This window comes from Streptomyces sp. HUAS CB01, from assembly GCF_030406905.1.
Taxonomy (GTDB): Bacteria; Actinomycetota; Actinomycetes; order Streptomycetales; family Streptomycetaceae; genus Streptomyces; species Streptomyces chengbuensis.
Map to the genome: position 1 here is coordinate 7,513,590 of NZ_CP129137.1, position 19,171 is coordinate 7,532,760.

Genomic DNA, 19,171 nt, shown 5'->3' on the forward strand with positions numbered 1-19,171 from the left:
GGCTTCCGGTTCCTGGGCCGCGTGGATCCCGGCCGGCGTTTCGTCGGGTGCCGGATCTCCCGGTGCCCCGCCGGGTGAAGCCCGAACCCCGGCCGGCGGCTCCTGGAGCGCCGTGTGGCGCCCGAGGCCCGGTTCCCGGTCCGCCCGGGCCCCGCCCGGCCGTTCCCGCGACTCCGCGCCTCCGGGCGCACGGTCCCGCTCCGGCGGGACCCCGGTCGCGGCCGCCTCCGGGAGCGGACCCTCGCGCCGCCCCGCCCTCGGTGCGTACTGCGCCGCCTGCGTACGGAACATCGACGCGTAGCGCCCGCCGGTCGCCATCAGCTCGTCGTGGGTGCCGTGCTCCACCAGCCGCCCCTGGTGCAGCACATGGATGGTGTCGGCGTGGCGCACCCCGGACATCCGGTGGGTGACGAGCACGATCGCCCGCCGTGGGCCGGCCAGTTGACGGATACGGTCGAAGGCGGCGATCTCCGCCTCGGGGTCCAGCGCGGACGTGGGCTCGTCGACGATCAGCAGGCTGTCCGCCGCGCAGGTGCCGGTACGGAAGTGCGTACGGGCGAGACCGATCTTCTGCCACTCCCCGCCCGAGATCTCGGACGCTCCCCGGAACATCCGGGCCAGCAGTGTGTGCAGCCCGTGCGGAAGCCGTGCCACCAGCGCCGCGGCGCCCGCGAAGCCCACCGCCCCGGCCAAGTCCCCTTCGGAGGCGTCCCGTCGGGGCCTGCCGATGCGGATGTTCATGCCCGCGGTCATCGGCCAGCGCTCGAAGTCCTGGGTGAGCAGGGCGACCCGGTCGAAGACCTGGGCGCGGTCGAGCCGGGTCACGTCGACGTCCGCCCAGCGCACGGTGCCGCTGCCGGGCAGCAGCAGACCGGCCAGCACCTTGATCAGGGTGCTCTTCCCCGAGCCGTTCTCCCCGACGACAGCCGTGACCGACCCCATCGGGATCGTCAGCGACACCCCGCTCAGGGCCGGTGCGTCCCGGTCGGGATAGCGGTACGTGACGTCCTCCGCGCGGATCTCGCCCACCCGCCCGGGCACGTCCGCACCGCCCTCGGGGATGGTGTACGCGGCGGCCTCCGCCAGAAAGCGGTCGTGGTCGTTGACGTACAGGGCCTCCTCGTGGAGCTGGTTGACGTTCATGACCAGCGCACCGAGGTTCGCCGAGCCGGAACGGACGGCGATCACGGCGGTGCCGGCCACCGCCAGTTCCATGTGCCCGGCCACGATCAGCCAGCCCATGAACGTGTACGTCCCCACCATGGCGAGCCCGGACATGCCCGCCGCCACCAGTTCGGTGAACGCCTTGTCGGTCGCCAGCCGCTTCTGCTCCCGTTCGGCGCTCTCCGCCATGTCCCGGTAGCGGTCCAGCAGGAAGCCGCCGACCCCGTGGACCCGGACCTCCTGCGCGGCGGTCCGCGAGGTGAGCAGGCTGCCGAGCAGACGACCCGCCCGCATGTGCTCCACCCACACCATCACCGACACGTACCGCTCCTGGGCCACCCGCATGGCGCCCCAGCCGCGCGGGGCCGCGATCAGCAGGAGCATCGGCAGCAGCGCGGGGTGCAGAACCGTCAGTACCCCGCCCGCGGCGATCAGCGAGATGGTTCCGTTCACGGCGGCGACGCAGGCGCCGATCATCCGGCGGGCCGAGGCCGCGCCGTACTGGGCAACATCGATGAGGCGGCGGAACTCGGGGTCCTCGATCGCCTCCAGTTCCACCGCCGCTGCCGCCGCCAGGTACTCCGTCGTCGCCAACCGCTCCACCAGCGGCTCCAGCCGGCCGGCCCGTGACGTGGACCAGCACGCGAGCCCCGCGTTCACCACACCGACGACGCCCACGGTGACCAGCGCGGGCAGTGCCGCGTACAGCCGGTCGACCGGCGCGCCGCCGCTCAGCAGGGCGTGCATCACCGCGTTCACCGCCAGCAGTCCCACGGCGGCGGCGATGCCCTGCCCGATCTCGCTGACCGCGACCGCGACCAGCGCCGGTCGGTCCGCGCGCCAGGCCCGGCGCAGCGTTCCGCCGACCAGCCGCGGCATCGCCCGCACCGCGGACAGCGTCGACAGCTCCAGCCGCGCCCGTTCGTGCTCCGCCCAGCCCGTGTCGTACCGCAGCGGCCCGCCGAACAGCTCCCGCTCGCTCGCGGAAACCGCGGCCCCGGCCGCCCTCACCCGTCCGAACACCCTCATGGCGCCCCCTCCCGTGAGGCCATGGATACCCCGCTTGAACGGCGCCGCGCCGGGCCGCGTATAGACGGTGGGGCCCAGGCCGCTTCCTGGGCCCCGCACACCTGGTGACACCGTGTCGGTACGAACTTGGGGCCGCGGATGAGGCACGCACGACGAAACCTTCAGCGGATCGCCCGGCTGGCGGCGGTCGGCGGGCTGGTCTGCGGCTCGCTGATGGTCTCCGACGCCATGGCCGGGGAGACGAGAGCGCCGGGGACGGCCGCCGCCCCCACCACGCGCGCCGCGGACCCCGGTGGGGGAGTGGTCGGACGGCTCGGCACGTCCCGGACCGCCGGGAGCTGGATCGGGGACGACGGCCGCCCGGTGGTCGCCGTGACCGACCAGGGCGCCGCGGCCGAGGTGCGCCGTGCCGGTGCGAACCCCAAGGTCGTGCGCCACAGCATGGACGACCTCCGCTCGGCCACCGAGACCCTGAGCGGCGCACCCCGGGTGTCGGGCACCGCATGGGCGGTGAACTACCGCACCAACGAGGTCGTGGTGCGTGCCGACCGCACCGTCTCCGCCTCCGACTGGTCGCGGCTCACGGAACTCGCCGAGGACATCGGCGGCTTCGTCCGTATGGAACGGAACCCCGGCACCTTCACCACCCGGCTGAACGGCGCCTCGCCGATGTTCGGCGGGAACAGCCGCTGCTCCGCCGGCTTCAACGTCACCGACGGGCAGCAGTCGTTCATCCTCACGGCCGGGCACTGCGGGCCCGTGGGCACCACCTGGTTCGGCGACCGCGGCCGGAACGACCGGCTCGGCAGCACGGTCGCCGGCAGCTTCCCGGGGGCCGACTTCTCCCTGGTGCGGTACGACGACGGCGCCGCACCCGACCCGGCAGGCGCCGACATCGTGGCCATCGGAGAGGACCGGGGCGTACGGATCACCGGGGCCGCCGACCCCGCCGTCGGCCAGGAGGTCTTCCGCAGCGGCAGCACCACCGGGCTGCGCTCGGGTCAGGTGACCGCGCTCAACGCGACCGTCAACTATCCGGAGGGCACGGTCGGCGGGCTGATCGAGACGACCGTCTGCGCCGAATCCGGGGACAGCGGCGGCCCGTTGTTCGCCCAGGGCATCGCGCTCGGCGTCACCTCCGGTGGCACCGGCGACTGCGACAGCGGCGGCACGACGTACTTCCAGCCGGTCACCAGCGCCATGGCGTCGCTCGGGGTGGCACTCAGCGGCCAGGCTCCCGGAGCGCAGGGCGGCACGGGCGCGCAGCCCGCGGCGCCGGCCGACCCGTCGGCACCCGCCACCGACGGCCCCGCACCGGGTGCGGGAGCCGGAGGCGGTGCCGCGCCGCCGTGGGGCGGTACGTCGGGGCCGGGAATCGTCACCGACATCGCCGCCGAACTCGGCCCTCTCGGCGCCGTCGCCCCCGGCATCGGCGTCATCGGGGCGAGCCTCGTCCTGCTGGTCGTGAGCCGCTGGATCCAGACGGCCCAGGGCCGCAGGAACTACCGGGAGTACTACTCGCAGACCTGGGCCTGACCCCGCCGTCCACCCCACCTCCCTTGACGCGACGATGTGACGGGCATCACCTGCCGTGCGCGCTTCTTCGGCAGTGGCGCCGGGAGGTACGTTCCCCGTCATGACGGACGATCTTGCGTACGCGGGTGTCGCCGGACAGGCCGCGGCCGTGCGCTCCGGTGAGGTGTCGGCACGGGAGCTCACCCGACTGCTGCTCGACCGCATCGAACGGTACGACGGCGCCCTCAACGCCTTCACCGCCGTCATGGTGGAGGAGGCGCTGGCGGAGGCGGGCCGCAGGGACGCCGCCGCCCCGGACGAGCGCGGCCCACTGCACGGCGTACCGGTGGCGATCAAGGAGGAGAACGACGTCGAAGGCCGTGTGACGACCTTCGGTACCGCCGCCAACACCCGTCCCGCGCCGGCGGATTCCGAGGTCGTGCGCCGACTGCGCGCCGCGGGCGCGGTGATCATCGGCAAGACGAACATGCCCGAGTTCGGCCTGTTCCCGTTCACCGAGTCGTCGGCGCACGGCAGTACCCGCAACCCCTGGGCCCCGGACCGCTCCCCCGGCGGCTCCAGCGGCGGATCGGCCGCCGCGGTCGCGGCCGGACTGGTCCCGACCGCCATCGGTGGCGACGGCGGCGGCTCCATCCGGATCCCGGCGGCATGCTGCGGCCTGTTCGGTCTGAAGCCCACGCGCGGGCGGGTGAGCACCGCGCCGCAGCCGCACCTGTGGTGGGGGCTCGGCGTACTCGGTCCGCTGACACGCTCGGTGCTGGACTCCGCCGTCGTCCACGACGCGATCCGCGGCTCCCTGCCCGGGGACATGTTCCGCGCCGGCGAACCGGCCGGCCCCTTCGCGGCCGCCGCGACCGCCGAATCGCCCCGGCTGCGGATCGGCTGGTCCACCCGGCCCGTCGCGCGAGGAGTACGCCCCGCGCCGGAGGTCGTCGAGGCCGTGACGGCGACGGCGGGCGTGCTGGCCGAACTGGGCCACCACGTCGAGGAGATCGATCCTCGCTACCCGGACCCCACCGCCGCGTTCGTGCCGCAGTTCTTCGCCGGGCTGCGCACCGAGGCGTTCGCGATGGACGACTACGCCCGGCTGGAGCGCCGCACCCGCGAGACCGTCCGCCTCGGCGCCTGGGTCCGGCCCGGTGTCACACGCTGGGCCATCCGCCAGGGGGAGAGGACGGCGGTCAGGGCGAACCGCGTGTTCGACCGGGTCGACGTGCTGCTCACCCCGACGATCGCCGGACTCCCGCCCGGGGAAGGCAGGTTGACGGGTACCGGCACGGTGCGGGCGGCCCTGAGGTCCATGCCGATGATCGCGTACTGCGCGCTGTGGAACGTCACCGGGAACCCGGCGGCCTCGGTTCCCGCCGGGTTCACCGCCGGCGGCCTGCCCCTCGCCGTCCAGCTCGTCGGCCGCCGCGACGACGAGACCACCCTGCTGTCCCTGGCCGCCGAGCTGGAGAAGGCCCGCCCCTGGGCAGCTCGCAGGCCGCTGCCGGCCTGATCCGCCGGCACCGTTCCGCGTCGGTGTTGTTCGGCGTCGGCACCGTCGCCGCCGGGTGCCGTGCCGTGCCGCGTCGGTCCGTTCGGCGCCTGTGCCGATCCTTGCCGGGACCGCTCGCCGGCGACGAACGGGGACGGGCGGGTCGGCCGAGGCGTCCCCGTCCGGCGCGCCGGGCGCTTCGGAACACGGGAAGCCCACACGTCAAGTGACGTTCTGTTCGGCCCAGATGGTCTTGCCGTCCTCCGTGTAGCGCGTGCCCCAGCGTTCGGAGCACTGCGCCACGAGCAGCAGCCCCCTGCCGCCCTCGTCGGTCGTACGGGCGTGGCGCAGCCGGGGCGAGGTGCTGCTGCCGTCGGACACCTCGCAGGTCAGGACGTGGTCGCGGATCAGACGCAGCCGTACCGGCGCCCTCGCGTACCGGATCGCGTTGGTGACGAGCTCACTCGCGATCAGCTCGGTGGCGAACGCGGCTTCGTCGAGCGCCCACGCGGACAGCTGGCGGGTGACGAGCGAGCGGGCGGTGGAGACCACCGCCGGATCGCTCGGCAGGTCCCAGCAGGCGACCCTGCCGGGCCCCAGGGCGTGCGTGCGGGCCACCAGCAGGGCCGCGTCCTGCCGCGGATGGGCGGGGACCAGCGCCTCGAGCAGCATGCGGCACGTCTCGCGGACGGATCCCGGGGCGCGCGCGAGCGCGCCCAGGAGCCGTGCCCGGGCCGCCTCACGGCCGTCACCCGCGGCCACGCCGCCCTCGCCCGCGTTCCCGTCGTCACCGCCCTCACCCGCGTTCCCGCCCTCGCCCGCGTTCCCGCCCTCGCCCGCGTTCCCGCCGGACCCGTGCGCCGGGCCCGGTGCTTCCGCCTCTGCCGGCAAGGCGTCCGCCCCGGGCGCGACTCCTTCCGACGGGCGGCCGTCGTCGGCCTGTCCGGCCGTGCCGGTGGGCGAGCCGTCGTGTCCGTCGGCCTGTTCGGCCGTAGCGGTGGCCGAGACGCCGTGTCCGGGACCGTCGGCGCGGCCCGGCGCCTGCGCGGCCGGGGTCTGCGTGCCGGGAGCGCGTTCTCCCGAGTCGCCGTGGGCCTGTTCGGTCCGCCTTCGGGTCGATCCGTCCTCTCCGTACCCCTGTTCTCCCGACCGGCCGCGCTCGTCGGCCTGTTCGGCCTGTTCGGCCTGTTGGGCCTGTTCGGCCTGTTGGGCCTGTTGGGCCTCTTCGGACGCCCCCGCGGCCGGCTCTTCCTCTCCGTGGACCCGTTCCCCCGACGCGCCCGCCCCGGGTGTCCCCTCCGCGGCCTCGGGCGTCGCGCCACCCCGGGCCTGCAGCAGCCCCGGGGTGTACAGCACGAGCACCGCGTTCTCCGGCAGGTCCACCTCCGTTCCGCGGAACGGGGGCCCCGGGCGGCCCAGAGGTGCGCCCGCCGGGACGTCGAGGAACCGGACCGTGCCGTCCGGGTGCGCCACGGCCGGGGCCGGATGGCCGGCGCTCGCCATGGCGCAGCGCTGTGAGATCGGGTCGTAGATCAGGTACAGGCAGGTGCAGCCGGCCTCCTCGCCCGTGGCCGGGGCTCCGGCCGCCAGGGCGGCCGGTATCGCGTGCTCCTCGCTGCCGTCGGACCGCCGCCCGCCGAGGGGGTCCTCCGGGCCGTCGCGCCCGTCGAGGCGGCGCACCAGGTCGTCCATGCGCGCCAGCAGTTCCTCCGGTTCCAGGTCCAGGTCCGACAACGTGTGCACCGCCGCTCGCAGGCGCCCCATGGCGGCGGCGGTGGCGACGCCCCGGCCGGGGACGCTGCCGGCCACGAGCGCGACCCGCGCCCCCGACAGCGGGACGACGTCGACCCAGTCGCCGCCCGCGCCCGCGTGCACGTACTCGTGTGCCACCTCCACCCCGTGGTGGTGGGGGAGTTCCCCGGGCAGCAGACTGCGCTGCACCGCCATGAGCGAATTGCGCTCGCGCAGATATCGGCGCGTGTTGTCCAGGCACACCGCCGTGCGCCCGGCGAGCTCCGTCGCAAGGGTCAGATCGTCGTCCCGGAACGGTCCCTGCGCGCCCCAGCGGTAGAACGTGGCGAGGCCGAGGACCCGGTCCTGGGTGACGAGCGGTACGACCATCAGCGAGTGGATCTTGTCCTCGATGATCCGAGAACCGCGCACGGGGTCCTGGAGCACCCAGGCACTGTCGGCTTCCACGGAATCGACCAGCCGCGGCCGGAGATCGGTGAGCGCGTCGAGGGACGGGGCGGCGGGCGGAAACGTGCTGATCTCACCGTCGGCGTACACACCCGCCGGCTCCGCGGGACTGCTCGCGAGGGACGCGGCACGGCGGAGCACGGCCCCGGGGCGCACCGGCCCGGGAAAGAGCTCTTCTCCGGCCAGCACCTCCTCCAGGACCTCCACCGCCATGCTGTCGGCGAACCGCGGCACCGCCACCTCCGCCAACTCCTGCGCCGTGCGCATGACCTCCAGGCTCGTCCCGATCCGGGCCCCGCCCTCCGCGAGCAGCATGAGCCGCTCCTGAGCCCGCTGGCGTTCGGTCACGTCGATCGCGGCGTCGGCGACCCCGAGGACCCGGCCGGCGGCGTCCTCCAGCCGGAAGGAGGAGCTCGAGTAGACGTGCTCGTGGTCGGGGTCCCCGGGCGGCCTGCCGTGCTTCTCCCAGCCGATCACCGGCCGGCCGGTGCGGAGCACCTGCCCCATCACCCGCTCGGCGAGTTCCGCGCTGAACTCGGGCCACGCCTCCCCGGGCCGCTTTCCCAGGGCCTCCTCGACGGCCAGTCCCTGCATTCCCTCGGCCGCCGGATTGATACGGATGAGGCGGAGCTCGGTGTCCACGACGAACAGGCCCACCGGGGAGCGGCTGAACAGCGCCTCCAGCAGTGCCTTGTCGAGCTCGGTCTCGGGCGCCGGTCCCGCCGTTGCGGGACCGAGCAGCACCTCCCAGGCCGTGTTGGGCCCGCCGGCCGCCCGGGGACGGATGCCCACGCGGCAGGCGAGCAGCCCGCCGTCCCGGTGCCGCAGGAGTGCGGAACCGACGTCGGTGCCGGCCTCGGTGCCGGAGGCCTCGGGAGCGCCGGCGGGGGACGGGCGGGCGCCGGACGCCGGGGCCGCTCCGTGGGCGGCGGTCTCGTGCGCCCCGGCCAGCAGTTCCACGGCGGGGCGGCCCAGGACCTGGTGCGCCGGGTAGCCGAGCAGCTGCTGTGCCGCCGAACTCCACCCGGTCACCACACCCCGCGCGTTCACCACGACCTTGGCCCAGCCCTGCGCCGCGGCCTGCTCGCGCCCGTCACTGCGCCGGGTGACGCCGCTTGTGCCCATCGCAACCAGCCTCGCCTGAGTCGAAGGCCCGTCCGCTCCCGGTCTCTCGTCCCAGTCTCCTCCACGAAGGGGACGTCACCACTGGGGACGGGGCGGTCACACCGCGGCGCCGCGCGGGGGCCGGAAGCCGCCGCCGGACCGGTTCGCCGCCCCGGCCGACGGCCCCGCCCGGAGGCGTTCCCGTCCCGCGCCGGGCCGGGCCGGCACCGACCGGAAGAGACGATTCCGGGGGTGTTGTCGTGGGCACGTAGGAAGGATGACCGAACCCGCCCTGCGGCATCCCGCGCCGCCGCCGCCGCCGCCCGCCCGCTCCCGCCGTGCCCTGCTCGCGGGATCCGTCGGCAATTTCGTCGAGTGGTACGAGTTCGGCGTCTACGGCTACTTCGCCACCGTGATCGCCGCCAACTTCTTCACACCCGAGGGCGGCAGCGACGTCGAGGCCCTCGTCAAGACGTACGCCTCCTTCGCGCTGGCGTTCTTCTTCCGGCCGATCGGGGCCGTGCTCTTCGGCCGGCTCGGCGACCGCATCGGCAGGCGCCCCACACTGATCCTGGTCATCGGTCTGATGACGCTGGCCACCACGCTGATCGGTCTCCTGCCGACCTACGCCACCGCCGGTGCGGCGGCCCCCTGGCTGCTGACCCTGCTGCGGGTCGTCCAGGGCCTGTCCGCGGGCGGTGAGTTCGGCGGGGCCGTATCCCTGATGACGGAGTTCGCCCCGCCCGGCAGGCGGGGCCTGTACGGCTCCTGGCAGTCCTTCACCGTCGCCCTCGGCCTGCTCGGCGGCGCCGGTGCGGCCGCCCTGCTCGCCACCGTGCTCTCCGACGCGGCCCTGAACGACTGGGGCTGGCGGGTCCCGTTCCTGCTGACCCTCCCGCTCGGCCTCGTCGCCCTCTGGCTGAGGCTGCGGCTGGAGGAGACGCCCAGCTTCCGCGGCGCGGAGGCGGACGCCGCCGGAACGCCCCCGCCGTCCCGGGGCGAAGTGGCGCGCGCGATTGTGCTGGGCGCCGGGCGGATCATGGGCTGGGCGGCGGCCGGGTACACGTTCCTCGTCGTCCTCCCCTCCTACCTGCAGTCCACCCTCGGTGCCTCGTTCCGCGAGGCGCTGGTCGCCACCGTCCTCGCGAATCTCGGCTTCGCCGCCTCGATCATCCCCGCGGGGCTCCTCAGCGACCGCTTCGGCCGCCGGGCCGTGATGCTCACCGGCGCGGGCCTCGTCGTCCTGCTGGCCCTGCCGCTGGTCGACCTCCTGCAGGACCCGGGCGCCTCGACCGCCGCGAAGGGCGGGGCGGTGCTGGTCGCGGGAGCCGTCGTCGGGCTCATGGCCGGCCCCGGTCCGGCGATGCTGGCGGAGATGTTCCCGACCAGGGTCCGCTGCACCGGACTGGGCGTGGCCTATGCCTTGTCCAACGCGGTGTTCTCCGGATGCGCCGGGCTCGTCATCACCGAACTCGTCAAACGCACCGGCGACGCCGACATCCCCGCTTACTACGCGGCGGGCGCGTGCGCCGTCAGCGTCCTCGCCCTGCTCACCCTGCGCGGCGACGACCACCGGCGGCCGCTGCGATGAGGGTCGTCGGACTGATGTCGGGCACGTCGTACGACGCGATCGACGCGGCCGCCGCCGATCTCACGGTCGAGGACGGCGCCCTGGTCCTCGCCCCGCTGGGCATGGTGAGCGAGCCGTACGGCGACGAGGTGCGGGCACTGCTCGCCGGAGCCCTGCCGCCGTCCGCGACGACCCTGGCGGACGTGTGCCGGCTGGACACGCTCGTCGGGCGGGCCTTCGCGGACGTCGCCGTACGCGCCGACCGCGAACTCTGCGGCGGGACCGCGGAACTGTTCGCCTCCCACGGGCAGACCGTCTTCCACTGGGCGGAGGACGGCCGGGTGCACGGCACGCTGCAGATCGGCGAACCGGCGTGGATCGCCGAAGCCACCGGCCGGCCCGTCGTGTCCGGCTTCCGGACCCGGGACGTCGCCGCCGGTGGCCAGGGCGCCCCGCTGGTGAGCCTCGTCGACCTCATGTGGCTGCGCGGGCGGCCCGGCGTGCCCGCCGCACTGAACATCGGCGGCATCGCGAACGTGACCGTCCTGCCCGGCGGCGGACCGCCGGTCGCGTTCGACACCGGGCCCGGCAACGCGCTCATCGACGCCGCGGTCCACGAGCTGACGCACGGGCGGCTCGCCTACGACGCCGACGGGGCGCTCGCGGGCGCCGGCCGCGTCCACGAGCCCCTGCTGCTCAGCCTGCTCGACGAGCCGTACTACCGCAGGCCCGCCCCCAGGACCACCGGCAAGGAGCTCTTCCACCGCGGCTACCTGCACTCCGCGCTGGAGGGCTTCGGCGGGCTCGCGGTCGAGGACGTCGTCGCGACCGTGACCCGGCTGACCGCGCGGACCGTCGCCGGCGCCGTCCGGCCGCTGGGCGCGACCGAGCTGATCGTCTCCGGCGGAGGCACCCGCAATCCCGTGCTGGCGGCGATGCTCCGGGACGAGCTGACGGGAATCACCCTGCGGACGTCGGACGAACTCGGCCTGCCCTCGTCCGCCAAGGAGGCGTGCGCCTTCGCCGTCCTCGGCTGGCTCACCCTGCACGGCCTGCCCGGCAACGCGCCGTCCTGCACCGGGGCCCTCGGGGCCCGGGTCCTCGGTTCGATCACCCCGGGGAGCCGCCCCCTCCGGCTGCCCCGGACACCCGCCGAGGCGCCCGTCTCGCTGGTGGTGCGGGCGGAGCCGGCCCGCGATGACGGACCGCCCGGGAAGCACGTGAGCGCGTTCCCGGCGGCCGATTAGCGGCAACCGCGTGCGTGCACTGGCCCGGGCCGCCGGCTGGTGGAAAGCTGGCGGCCCACAGACTGTCGCCGCTCACCGACGGGTGGAGGCCCGACGGGTGGAGGCCCCATGACTCTCCGACGACTGGTCGTGCTCAGGCATGCGAAGTCCGCCCGGCCGCCGGGCGTGGCCGACGCGGAACGGCCACTGGCCGAGCGCGGGCTGCGCGACGCGCCGGCAGCGGGCCGCTGGCTGAGGGACGCCGACTGCGTCCCGGACCTGGTGCTGTGCTCACCCGCCGTCCGGGCCCGCGAGACCTGGGACCTCGCCGCCGGGGAGCTCCCCACCGGCCCCCGGACCCGCCATGACCCGCGGCTCTACGGCGCGGACGCCGAGGATCTGCTCGCCGTCGTGCGGGAAACCCCGGACGACGTGGCCACGTTGCTGGTCGTCGGCCACAACCCCGCCCTCGAGGAGTTCGTGCTGCTGCTCGCGTCGGAAGGGCTCGGCGACACCCTCCAGCGCGTCGAGGAGAAGTTCCCGACCTCGGCCATCGCGGTGCTCACCCAGCAGAAGGCGTGGCCCGAGGCGGCCCCGGGGGGCTCCCTGCTCACCGACGTCGCCGTGCCGCGCGGGTGACCCGCCGCGGCGCGGAGGTCCGACCGCGGCGAGGGTGACCGGCTCGGTGCGGGTGTCGGGCCTCGGTGCGGGTGACCGGCTCGGTGCGGGTGACCGGCTCGGTACGGGTGTCGGGCCTCGGTGCGGGTGACCGGCTCGGTACGGGTGTCGGGCCTCGGTGCGGGTGACCGGCTCGGTACGGCAGTCGGGCCTTGGTACGGGTGTCGGGCCTCGGTCCGGATGGCTGACTGCGGCGCGGGTGGGCGACCCCGGTACGGGTCACCGACCGCGGCACACGCGCCGCGCGTCCGCTCGGAGCCCTGCGGCGGCGGCCGAGAAGGCGGCTCCGGGAGACGCCGCCGGCAACCGTGCCGGCCGCCGCCGGCCGCTACGGCCGCTCGAACGCCTGGAGCACCCCGCCGACGCAGAAGCAGACGGCGCCGGTGAGCGTTCCCCAGTCGGCGATGTCCGTGTTCACCAGGGCGCCGGTGGCGGGCACGGTGAAGTCCGCCAGGGCCGCGATCATGAACAGCGCGGAGCCGAGCTGGTTGACGGCGACGATCCACCAGCCGAGGTCGTGCGGCAGGACTCTCGGCGACCCGTGGCTGACCTCCATCAGGGCCAGCCGGCCGGAGACGAGGAAGAGCAGACAGCCGATCATGTCGGGGGCCCAGATCAGCCGGTTCGCCTGCTGGGCCGTCAGCCCGTGCAGGAACGAGTCCAGCAGGTTGACGCCGAACACCAGCGTGCCCGCGAACAGCAGGAACGTGCCGACCCAGTCGATCCGCATCGGTTCGTACCGCCACCAGCGCCAGCGGCCGGACTCCAGCGTCCCGGCCGTACTCCCGGGCCGCGGCGCGTTGATCGCCTGGAGCAGCGAGGCATAGGCGCCGCCGGTGAAGAACAGACCTCCCACGAAGTACACCGACGCGCTCGTCGTCGCACTCGTGGAACGGAGGGCGAGCGCCGCGCCCAGCGCGAAGAGCGCACCGCCGATGACGAAGGACAGCGAGGCGATGAGGTTCAGCCGGCCCAGCCGGACCAGAGTCGCCCGGTCCGCCCGCTGCGGGACCGGCTCGCCGCGCTCGGCGGCCCTGACACCGAGCGTCCCGCGTCTGCGCGCCGCGCGCGACTCCCACACCGCGAGACCGCCTTCGGCGAGACGCCAGGTGAGGCGGGTCGTGAACGGTCCGGCGCCTTCCGCCCGTGCCTCGAGGTGTCCCACACGGGCCAGCGTACTGATCATTCCGCCCGGATCGTCCGAGCGTGCGACCGAGTGCTCGTGTCGTCGTGAAAGGTGCCCGGCGATCGGTCTTCCGTCCCTCAAATGCCCACGGGCGCCTGGATGTTCTTCCGCCCTTCGGCAGGAGACGTCGAGCTCGCCCGCACCGGTGGAGCGGATCGACCGGCAGGGAACCTCGGCGACGGATCCGACGGGACCTCGGCGACGGACCCGGCGGGACCTCGGCGACGGACCCGGCGGGACCTCGGCGACGGACCCGACGGGGACCCGTCGGCGCACCCTCAGGGGGACCGCCCCGGCCGGGCGCGACACGCCGCGTGGCGCTCCCGGCCGGTACCGGGCACGGTGGGACGGGCGGACCAGACTGTTCCGGGGCCGCCGGGCACGCGGCCCGGAACGGAGGCCACGGCGATGAACTCTGCACCGCCGGACCCGGCGTGCGAACCCGACGCACGGCGGCTGACCCGCATCAATCTGCGGCCGATCGCCTCGCCGCTGCCGCTCGGCTTCTACACGGTCGCGATCGCCTCCGCCCTCGGCGCCTGTCTCCAGCTCGGCGCGTTCGCTCCCGCCGACCGCGGCGCGGTCGGCCTGACGATCGTCCCGGCCTTCGTCCTGCAACTCCTCGTCAGCGTCCTGGCGTTCGGCGCCCGGGACGTCCTCGCGGCCACCGTGATGGGCTGCTTCGCCGGTCACTGGCTCGCCAACTCCCTCGTCCTGGCGGCCACCCCGCCCGGCGGCAGCAGCGTCCTCGGTGTGCTGAACCTGGTCTTCGCCGTCTTCGCCGTCCTCATGGCCACCGTCATGGGCCCCCGCCGGGCCGTCTGGCTGGTCCTCGTCGCGGCCGTCCCCTGGTTCGTCCTCTCCGGCACACACGAGATCGTCCGGGCCGGCTGGCTCGGCGCCTGCGCCGGCGCGGCCGGGCTGGTGCTCGCGCTCGTCGCGCTCTACACGGCCTACGCGATGATGCTGGAGGAGCTCCGCGGCGAGGATGTCCTGCCCGTCGGCCGCCACGGCCAGGCCCACACCGCGGTCCGGGGAGATCTGACCGACCAGCTCCGCGACATGGAGCGCCAGGCCGGCGTCCGCCGGACGCTGTGAGCGCGGTCCGTCTCCCGCGCCCCGGCCGGCGCCTCCCCCGAGCGGCCCAACCCCCGCGCTGCGCCCCGGCCGGACAGCGTACGGGCCCCTACGGTGTGCCCTCGGAAGGGCCGGTGATCCATGGTGGTGTCGGGACAGCAGGGTCCGGGGACGACTCCCGAGGCGGCGGCGACCGCCGCGCGGGCGGGCGACACGGCGGCGGCGCGACTCAAGGAACGCATCTACGCGACCATCACGCTCACCGCCGTCGTGGTCGCCCTCAGCGAGACGGCGCACCCCGAGCACCTGGAGTCCGCCCTCACCGTGGCCGTGACCGCGCTGGGGATCTGGCTCGCCACCCTCGTCGCCGACGAGCAGTCGCACCGGGCACTGACGGGGCGCGGGGCCACCGTGCAGGAGATCCGGGCGGCGCTGCACGTCTCCAGCCCGCTGCTGCTCACCGCGGCGGGACCGCTCGTGCTCATCGGGGTGTCGGCGCTGGGTGCGCTGGACCTGGGGACCGCGCTGCTGCTGAGCGCGGCGGTCGAGGTCGCCACCCTGTTCCTGTGGGGCTGGCGGACCGGCCTGCGGATGGGCAACGGCCCGCTCAGCGCCGTCCTCTCGGGAATCGTGGACACCGTCATCGGGGTGAGCGTCATCGCCGTGAAACTGCTCGCGGGCCATTGAGGCCGCATCGCACCGAATGTCCTCCGACGAGGCATCAGCAGCGGTCCGAGGGGGCACACACCGGACATCTCGCCCGTGTCCGGCGGTGAACGCGGCACTGAGTGCCAAATCAGCGAGCAAGGTCACAGCCGTCTCCTCTGCAGCTCATCCGTAACCCTGCCCTAGCATCCGAGCATGACGGTTCTGCCTGATGACGGGCTTACGCTCGCCGCCGAGTTCCCGGACGCCACCCAAGAGCAGTGGCAGCGCCTCGTCGAGGGTGTGCTGCGCAAATCGGGCAAGGACGTGTCGGGCGCGGCGGCGGAAGAGGCGCTGGCGACAGCCCTGGAAGACGGGCTCGTGGCGAGCCCCCTGTACACCGCGCGGGACACCGCGCCCGACGCCGGCTATCCCGGCTTCGCGCCCTATGTGCGCGGCGGCCGGCCCGTCGGCGGCTGGGACGTGCGCCAGCGCCACGGCCGGCCCGAGGCGGGCCGCACCAACGAGTCCGTGCTCACGGACCTCGAGAACGGCGTCACCTCGCTCTGGCTCACCGTCGGCACCGCCGGTGTGCCGGTGACGGGCCTCGCCCGGGCCCTCGACGGCGTGTACCTCGACCTCGCGCCCGTCGTCCTCGACGCCGGCCCGGAGACCGCGGCCGCCGCCGCCGAACTGCTGCGGCTGTACGCGGAGCGCGGCGTCGCCCGCGAGGAGGCGCGCGGCAACCTCGGCGCCGACCCGCTGGGCCTGTCCGCCCGCACCGGCGACCCCGTGGACACCGAGCCCGCCGTGGAGCTCGCCCGCCGCATCCACGACAGCCACCCGGGACTGCGGGCACTCACCGTGGACGCCCTGCCCTACCACGAGGCCGGAGCCTCCGCGGCCCAGGAACTGGGCGCGTCGCTCGCGACCGGTGTCGCCTACCTCCGGGCCCTCACCGCGGCCGGACTGACGACCGGGGCCGCCCTGCGGCAGTTGGAGTTCCGCTACGCCGCGACCGCCGACCAGTTCCTCACCGTCGCCAAGCTGCGCGCCGCGCGCCGGCTGTGGGCGCGCGTCGCCGAGGTGTCCGGCGCCGCCGGGGACACGGGCGCCGCGCAGCGCCAGCACGCGGTGACGTCGCCGGTGATGATGACCCGGCGCGACCCGTACGTGAACATGCTGCGCACCACGATCGCCTGCCTCGGCGCGGGCGTCGGCGGCGCGGACGCCGTGACCGTGCTGCCCTTCGACCACGAACTGGGCCTGCCGGACGCGTTCGCCCGCCGCATCGCCCGCAACACCTCCTCGATCCTCCTGGAGGAGTCGCACCTCGGCCGGGTCGCCGACCCCGCCGGCGGCTCCTGGTACGTCGAGCGGCTCACCGACGAACTCGCCCACGCCGCCTGGGCGTTCTTCCAGGAAGTGGAGCGCGCGGGCGGACAGGGCGAGGCCCTGCGCTCCGGCCTGGTCGGCGAGCGCATCGCCGCCACCTGGGAGGAGCGCAAGCGCCGGCTCGCCAAGCGCCGTGAACCCGTCACGGGCGTCAGCGAGTTCCCGTTCCTGGCCGAGAAGCCCGTCGAGCGCGAGCCCGCCCCGGAGGTCCCCCGCAGCGAGGGCGGCCTGCCCCGTGTGCGCCGCGACGAGGACTACGAGGCCCTGCGTGCCCGCTCCGACGCGCACCTGGCCGCGACCGGTGCCCGTCCCCGCGTCTTCCTCGCCGCGCTCGGCCCCGCCTCCGCGCACACCGCGCGGGCCGCGTTCGCCTCGAACCTGTTCCAGGCGGGCGGCGTCGAACCGGTCCACGACCCCGTGACGGTCGACGCCGCCACGGCCGCCGACGCCTTCGCGCGCAGCGGCGCCGCGGTCGCCTGCCTCTGCTCCAGCGACGCCCTGTACGAGGAGCAGGCCGAGGAGGTCGCCAAGGCCCTCAAGTCGGCCGGTGCACAGCAGGTCTACCTCGCCGGCCGGCCCGGCGAGCACGCCGGTGTCGACGCCTACGTCTTCGCGGGCTGCGACGCCGTCGGCGTCCTGTCCTCCGTTCTCGACCGCATGGGAGTGGCCCCGTGACGCAGATCCCCGACTTCTCCGAGGTCGCCCTCGGTCCGGGCACCCCGCCCGCCGGGGCCACGGAGGAGCAGTGGCGCGCCGCCGTGAAGGAGTCCACCGGCAGCAGCGCCGACGACCTGGTGTGGGAGACGCCGGAGGGCATCGGCGTCAAGCCGCTCTACACCGGCCGCGACCTGGAGGGCCTGGACTTCCTCGGCACGTACCCGGGCGTGGCCCCGTATCTGCGCGGCCCGTACCCGACGATGTACGTCAACCAGCCCTGGACCATCCGCCAGTACGCGGGCTTCTCCACCGCCGAGGAGTCCAACGCCTTCTACCGGCGCAACCTCGCCGCCGGCCAGAAGGGCCTGTCGGTCGCCTTCGACCTGCCCACGCACCGCGGCTACGACAGCGACCACCCGCGTGTCACCGGCGACGTCGGCATGGCGGGTGTCGCCATCGACTCGATCTACGACATGCGGCAGCTCTTCGACGGCATCCCGCTGGACAGGATGACCGTCTCGATGACGATGAACGGCGCGGTGCTGCCCGTGCTCGCGCTCTACATCGTGGCGGCGGAGGAGCAGGGCGTACCGCCCGAGAAGCTGGCCGGGACCATCCAGAACGACATCCTCAAGGAGTTCATGGTCCGCAACACCTACATCTACCCGCCGCGCCCCTCGATGCGGATCATCTCCGACATCTTCGCGTACACCTCGCAGAAGATGCCGCGCTACAACTCCATCTCCATCTCCGGCTACCACATCCAGGAGGCCGGTGCGACGGCCGACCTGGAGCTGGCGTACACCCTCGCGGACGGGGTGGAGTACCTGCGCGCCGGGCGCGAGGCGGGCCTGGACGTGGACGCCTTCGCGCCGCGCCTGTCGTTCTTCTGGGCGATCGGCATGAACTTCTTCATGGAGGTCGCCAAGCTGCGCGCGGCCCGGCTGCTGTGGGCCAAGCTGGTCAAGCAGTTCGAGCCGAAGAACGCCAAGTCCCTGTCCCTGCGCACCCATTCGCAGACCTCCGGCTGGTCCCTCACCGCACAGGACGTCTTCAACAACGTCACGCGCACCTGTGTGGAGGCCATGGCGGCGACCCAGGGCCACACCCAGTCCCTGCACACCAACGCCCTCGACGAGGCACTGGCGCTGCCCACGGACTTCTCCGCCCGTATCGCCCGCAACACCCAGCTGGTTCTCCAGCAGGAGTCCGGCACCTGCCGGGTCATCGACCCCTGGGGCGGCAGCGCGTACGTCGAGAAGCTCACCCACGACCTGGCACGCCGTGCCTGGCAGCACATCCAGGAGGTCGAGGCCGCCGGCGGCATGGCGCAGGCCATCGACGCGGGCATCCCCAAGCTGCGGGTGGAGGAGGCCGCTGCGCGCACCCAGGCCCGGATCGACTCCGGGCGGCAGCCGGTCATCGGCGTCAACAAGTACCGCGTCGAGAACGACGAGGCCATCGAGGTCCTCAAGGTCGACAACTCCTCCGTGCGCGCCCAGCAGATCGCCAAGCTGCGCCGCCTGCGCGAGGAGCGCGACGAGACCGCCTGCCAGGACGCGCTGCGCGCGCTGACCGAGGCCGCCGGACGGGACTCCGGGACCGGCCTGGAGAGCAACCTGCTCGCGCTCGCCGTGAACGCCGCCCGGGCGAAGGCCACCGTCGGCGAGATCTCCGACGCCCTGGAGAAGGTGTACGGACGGCACGCGGGCCAGATCCGTACGATCTCCGGCGTGTACCGCAGCGAGGCAGGGGAGTCGCCCTCCGTGGAACGCACCAGGAGCCTGGTCGACCGCTTCGAGGAGGCGGAGGGCCGTCGCCCGCGCATCCTCGTCGCCAAGATGGGCCAGGACGGCCACGACCGCGGCCAGAAGGTGATCGCCTCCGCGTTCGCCGACCTGGGCTTCGACGTGGACGTCGGCCCGCTGTTCCAGACCCCGGCCGAGGTGGCCCGGCAGGCGGTGGAGGCGGACGTGCACGTCGTGGGCGTCTCGTCGCTGGCGGCCGGTCATCTCACCCTCGTCCCGGCGCTGCGCGAGCAGCTCGCGGAGGAGGGCCGCGACGACATCATGATCGTCGTGGGTGGGGTGATCCCGCCGCAGGACGTGCCGACCCTGCTGGAGATGGGCGCGACCGCGGTCTTCCCGCCGGGCACGGTCATCCCCGACGCCGCCCACGACCTGGTCGAGCGCCTGGCCGCGGCGCTGGGCCACGACGAGCTGTAG

At 74.3% G+C, this 19,171-nt stretch carries 11 protein-coding genes and 1 pseudogene; 9 read left to right on the forward strand and 3 right to left on the reverse strand.

The features are described 5' to 3' along the window. Positions 1-177 precede the first annotated feature (177 nt). Positions 178-2,193: pseudogene (locus tag QRN89_RS32960) on the reverse strand (ABC transporter ATP-binding protein); the annotation flags it as partial. 138 nt (positions 2,194-2,331) lie between these two features. Here QRN89_RS32960 and QRN89_RS32965 point away from each other — a divergent pair. After that, positions 2,332-3,729 (forward strand): S1 family peptidase, encoded by a 1,398-nt coding sequence (locus tag QRN89_RS32965; RefSeq protein WP_290353067.1) that lies wholly within the window; start codon positions 2,332-2,334, stop codon positions 3,727-3,729. Between the two features lie 100 nt (positions 3,730-3,829). Then, the gene (locus QRN89_RS32970) at positions 3,830-5,230 is read left to right on the forward strand and encodes an amidase (RefSeq protein ID WP_290353068.1); all 1,401 of its coding nucleotides are present in this window, start codon (positions 3,830-3,832) and stop codon (positions 5,228-5,230) included. Between the two features lie 201 nt (positions 5,231-5,431). Here QRN89_RS32970 and QRN89_RS32975 read toward each other — a convergent pair whose 3' ends face one another. Then, positions 5,432-8,533 carry a SpoIIE family protein phosphatase gene (locus tag QRN89_RS32975; RefSeq protein ID WP_290353069.1) on the reverse strand — a complete coding sequence of 1,034 codons (3,102 nt, stop codon included), beginning with the start codon at positions 8,531-8,533 and terminating at the stop codon, positions 5,432-5,434. 256 nt (positions 8,534-8,789) lie between these two features. Between QRN89_RS32975 and QRN89_RS32980 the strand changes: the two genes are divergently transcribed. From QRN89_RS32980 to QRN89_RS32990, 3 genes are all read left to right on the forward strand, one after another. Then, the gene (locus tag QRN89_RS32980; protein WP_290353070.1) at positions 8,790-10,103 is read left to right on the forward strand and encodes an MFS transporter; all 1,314 of its coding nucleotides are present in this window, start codon (positions 8,790-8,792) and stop codon (positions 10,101-10,103) included. Then, the gene (locus QRN89_RS32985; protein WP_290353071.1) at positions 10,100-11,329 is read left to right on the forward strand and encodes an anhydro-N-acetylmuramic acid kinase; all 1,230 of its coding nucleotides are present in this window, start codon (positions 10,100-10,102) and stop codon (positions 11,327-11,329) included. Before QRN89_RS32980 ends, QRN89_RS32985 begins: the two co-directional genes overlap by 4 nt. A 108-nt stretch (positions 11,330-11,437) precedes the next feature. Beyond that, complete coding sequence (locus QRN89_RS32990) at positions 11,438-11,947, forward strand: SixA phosphatase family protein (RefSeq protein WP_290353072.1); 510 nt, start codon at positions 11,438-11,440, stop codon at positions 11,945-11,947. A gap of 367 nt (positions 11,948-12,314) precedes the next feature. On the opposite strand, the gene QRN89_RS32995 is transcribed toward QRN89_RS32990, so the two are convergent. Then, positions 12,315-13,151, reverse strand: coding sequence for a hypothetical protein (locus QRN89_RS32995; RefSeq protein WP_290353073.1), 837 nt, complete (start codon positions 13,149-13,151; stop codon positions 12,315-12,317). A 429-nt stretch (positions 13,152-13,580) separates the two neighbouring features. Here QRN89_RS32995 and QRN89_RS33000 point away from each other — a divergent pair, with 429 nt between their 5' ends. The 4 genes from QRN89_RS33000 (at position 13,581) to scpA (ending at position 19,171) form a co-directional block, all read left to right on the forward strand. Next, entirely contained in the window at positions 13,581-14,270 is a 690-nt protein-coding gene (locus tag QRN89_RS33000) for an acetate uptake transporter family protein (RefSeq protein WP_290353074.1), read from the forward strand. A 120-nt stretch (positions 14,271-14,390) separates the two neighbouring features. Continuing rightward, on the forward strand, positions 14,391-14,936 hold the full coding sequence (locus QRN89_RS33005; protein WP_290353075.1) for a hypothetical protein: 546 nt from the start codon (positions 14,391-14,393) through the stop codon (positions 14,934-14,936). A 174-nt stretch (positions 14,937-15,110) separates the two neighbouring features. After that, on the forward strand, positions 15,111-16,964 hold the full coding sequence (gene mutA / locus QRN89_RS33010) for a methylmalonyl-CoA mutase small subunit (RefSeq protein ID WP_290353076.1): 1,854 nt from the start codon (positions 15,111-15,113) through the stop codon (positions 16,962-16,964). Next, positions 16,961-19,171 (forward strand): methylmalonyl-CoA mutase, encoded by a 2,211-nt coding sequence (scpA, locus tag QRN89_RS33015; RefSeq protein ID WP_290353077.1) that lies wholly within the window; start codon positions 16,961-16,963, stop codon positions 19,169-19,171. Before mutA ends, scpA begins: the two co-directional genes overlap by 4 nt.

Coding starts and splice junctions, on each gene's coding strand:
- QRN89_RS32970 (WP_290353068.1), top strand. CDS start 3,830: ATGACGGACGATCTTGCGTACGCGGGTGTCGCCGGACAGGCCGCGGCC.
- QRN89_RS32985 (WP_290353071.1), top strand. CDS start 10,100: ATGAGGGTCGTCGGACTGATGTCGGGCACGTCGTACGACGCGATCGAC.
- QRN89_RS32975 (WP_290353069.1), bottom strand. CDS start 8,533: ATGGGCACAAGCGGCGTCACCCGGCGCAGTGACGGGCGCGAGCAGGCC.
- QRN89_RS33005 (WP_290353075.1), top strand. CDS start 14,391: ATGGTGGTGTCGGGACAGCAGGGTCCGGGGACGACTCCCGAGGCGGCG.
- QRN89_RS32990 (WP_290353072.1), top strand. CDS start 11,438: ATGACTCTCCGACGACTGGTCGTGCTCAGGCATGCGAAGTCCGCCCGG.
- mutA (WP_290353076.1), top strand. CDS start 15,111: ATGACGGTTCTGCCTGATGACGGGCTTACGCTCGCCGCCGAGTTCCCG.
- QRN89_RS32980 (WP_290353070.1), top strand. CDS start 8,790: ATGACCGAACCCGCCCTGCGGCATCCCGCGCCGCCGCCGCCGCCGCCC.
- QRN89_RS32965 (WP_290353067.1), top strand. CDS start 2,332: ATGAGGCACGCACGACGAAACCTTCAGCGGATCGCCCGGCTGGCGGCG.
- QRN89_RS33000 (WP_290353074.1), top strand. CDS start 13,581: ATGAACTCTGCACCGCCGGACCCGGCGTGCGAACCCGACGCACGGCGG.